General features: G+C 65.1%; 2 protein-coding genes. One reads left to right on the top strand and one right to left on the bottom strand.

All coding sequences use genetic code 11. The annotated features are described in order from the left end of the window. Positions 1 to 781: alcohol dehydrogenase catalytic domain-containing protein (locus HKL97_RS10380; RefSeq protein ID WP_291425064.1), on the top strand; the 781-nt coding region annotated here is incomplete at its 5' end. Between the two features lie 74 nt (positions 782 to 855). Here the strand turns inward: HKL97_RS10380 and pnp are convergent. After that, entirely contained in the window at positions 856 to 2,979 is a 2,124-nt protein-coding gene (pnp, locus tag HKL97_RS10375) for a polyribonucleotide nucleotidyltransferase (protein ID WP_291425062.1), read from the bottom strand. Between the last annotated feature and the right edge of the window lie 191 nt (positions 2,980 to 3,170).

Below are 3,170 nucleotides of genomic sequence, written 5' to 3'. Positions count from 1 at the left end.
GCTGGGCGAGCGGGTGGGTGTGCCATGGCTTGGGCATACCTGCGGCGTTTGCCCTTATTGCACCGGCGGGCGCGAGAATTTGTGCGATGCCCCGCTGTTCACCGGCTACACCCGCGACGGCGGCTACGCCACCGCCTGCATCGCCGACGCGCAATACGCCTTTCCTCTGGGCGAGGAGGGCAGCGATGCCTCGCTGGCGCCGCTGCTCTGCGCGGGGCTGATCGGCTGGCGCGCGCTTGGCATCGCGGGAAAGGGCAAAACCCTGGGCCTGTACGGGTTTGGCGCCGCCGCGCATATCGTGGCGCAGATCGCCCGCTGGCAGGGGCGCGCGGTGTATGCCTTCACCCGGCCGGGAGATGACGCCTCGCAGGCATTCGCCCGGCACCTGGGCGCGGTCTGGGCCGGCGGCTCGGACGCGCCGCCGCCCGAACCACTGGACGCGGCGATCATTTTCGCCCCCGCCGGTGAGCTTGTGCCGCTGGCGCTGCGGGCCGTGCGCAAGGGCGGGCGCGTGGTGTGCGCGGGCATACACATGAGCGGCATTCCAGGCTTCCCCTACCGGCTGCTCTGGGAAGAGCGGAAGCTTGTCTCGGTGGCCAATCTCACCCGCCAGGATGGGGTCGAGTTTCTGCGTCTGGCGCCGGAAATCGGCATCATCACGCACACCACCCTCTACCCGCTGCGCCAGGCCAACCAGGCGCTGGATGATCTGCGCGCTGGCCGGCTGGAGGGGGCTGCCGTGCTCATCCCCGCGCCGCGCACCGGATCGTCTGGCGCATAAAACGCGCGCATAAAAAAAACGGCGCCCGTTGCGGGGCGCCGTTCGCGGCCAGCCAACCGGCGGCCAGTTGCCGATTACTCGGCGGTTTCGCGCTTGGAGATATCCTCGCCCGTCGCCTGGTCAACCTGCTTCATCGAGAGCTTGACCTTGCCGCGGTCATCGAAGCCGATGACTTTCACCTTCACGCTATCGCCCTGCTTGACGATATCGGTGGTCTTGGCAACGCGGGTGGCGGCGAGTTCAGAGATGTGCACCAGCCCATCCTTCGCCCCCAGGAAGTTCACGAAGGCGCCGAAATCGGCGGTCTTCACAACCTTGCCGTTATAGATCACGCCGACTTCCGGCTCGGCGATGATGCCGCGGATCTTGTCGATCGCCGCCTGCGCCTTCTTGTCGTCGCTGGCCGCGATCTTCACCGTGCCGTCGTCATCGATGTCGATCTTCGCGCCGGTCTGCTCGACGATCTCGCGGATCACCTTGCCGCCGGTGCCGATGATGTCGCGGATCTTGTCCTTGGGCACCTGGATCACGGTGATCTTCGGCGCGTTGGAGGACACGCCCTCACGGCCGGAGGTCAACGCCTTGGCCATTTCGCCCAGGATGTGCAAACGCCCGCCCTTGGCCTGCTCCAGCGCGATTTTCATGATCTCGGGCGTGATGGAGGTGATCTTGATGTCCATCTGTAGCGAGGTCACACCCGCTTCGGTTCCGGCCACCTTGAAATCCATGTCGCCGAGGTGGTCCTCATCGCCCAGAATGTCAGACAGTACGGCAAAGCCGTGGTCTTCCTTGATCAGCCCCATGGCGATACCCGCCACCGGACGGGCCAGCGGCACGCCGGCATCCATCAGCGCCAGCGAAGTGCCGCAGACGGTTGCCATCGAGGAGGAGCCGTTGGACTCGGTGATCTCGGAGACCACGCGCAGCGTGTAGGGGAACTTGTCCTTGCCGGGCAGCAGCGGATGCACCGCGCGCCAGGCCAGCTTGCCGTGGCCGATTTCGCGGCGGCCGGGCGAGCCCATGCGCCCAGTCTCACCGACCGAGAACGGAGGAAAGTTGTAATGCAGCATGAAATGCTCGCGGAACTCGCCTTCCACGGCGTCGATCACCTGTTCATCCTGCGCGGTGCCCAGCGTGGCGATCACCAGCGCCTGGGTTTCGCCGCGGGTGAACAACGCCGAACCATGGGTGCGCGGCAGCACGCCCACTTCAGCCATGATCGGGCGAACGGTCTTGGTGTCGCGGCCGTCAATGCGCAGGCCGGTGTTCAGGATGTTGTTGCGCACGATGTCGGCTTCCAGCTCCTTGAACAGGCTCTTGGCCTTCTCGGCGTCCAGGCCTTCCTCGGTCAGCAGCACGGCGGCGGCCTTTTTGGCAGCCGAAATCTTCTCCTGGCGGATCTGCTTCACCGTCTCGGTATAAGCGGCGCGCAGGGGCTCGCGGGTCAGCGCGTCAACGCGCGCGGCCAGCACCTTGGTCTCGTCTGAGACTTCCGGCAGCGCCCACGGGTCCTTGGCGGAATGTTCGGCCAGTTCGATGATCGCCTGGATCACCGGCTGGAACGCGGCATGGCCAAAGGTCACGGCGCCGAGCATGATCTCCTCGGAAAGCTCGGAGGCCTCCGATTCCACCATCAGCACGCCCTCGACCGTACCGGCCAGCACGAGGTCGAGCTTGCTCTCTTCCTTCTCGGGGGTGGTGGGGTTGAGCACATACTGGCCATCAATATAGCCGACGCGCGCCGCCCCAACCGGGCCAAAGAAGGGAATGCCCGAAATGGTGAGCGCCGCGGAGGCGGCGACCAGCGCCACGATGTCCGGGTCGTTCTCAAGGTCGTGGCTCAGCACGGTGACGATAACCTGAACCTCGTTCTTGAACCCCTGCGGGAACAACGGACGGATCGGGCGGTCGATCAGGCGCGAGACCAGCGTCTCCTTCTCGGTTGGGCGGCCCTCACGCTTGAAGAACCCGCCCGGGATGCGCCCGGCGGCAAAGAATTTTTCCTGGTAGTTCACGGTCAGCGGGAAAAAATCGATCCCCGGCTTGGGCGATTTCGCACCAACAACGGTGGCCAGCACCACTGTGTCGCCATAGGTGGCAACCACGGCGCCATCAGCCTGGCGGGCGACCTTGCCGGTCTCCAGGGTCAGCGTCTTGCCGGCCCAGTCCAGCTCTTTACGAAAATATTTATCAAACATCTCAACAACTCCACAAACACGGCAAGCCGGGGGAGGAAGCATCGAATGACTGCGCGTTCAACCGGTGGTTAAGCGGCGCCTCGGGCGGCATGGGTCTGGCTGTGAGGGGAGCATAAACTCGTCACAGCCACGGACCATGTGGCCGGAAACGCCGCGGGCAAAAAACCGGCGGCGGCGCGGATCATCCGGTT

Origin of the sequence: Acidocella sp., from assembly GCF_013044125.1 — a bacterium.
In the GTDB taxonomy this organism is placed as follows: Bacteria; Pseudomonadota; Alphaproteobacteria; order Acetobacterales; family Acetobacteraceae; genus Acidocella.
Note: the sequence above shows the minus strand (reverse complement) of the source record. Positions and strands in the feature narration are given on the sequence as shown.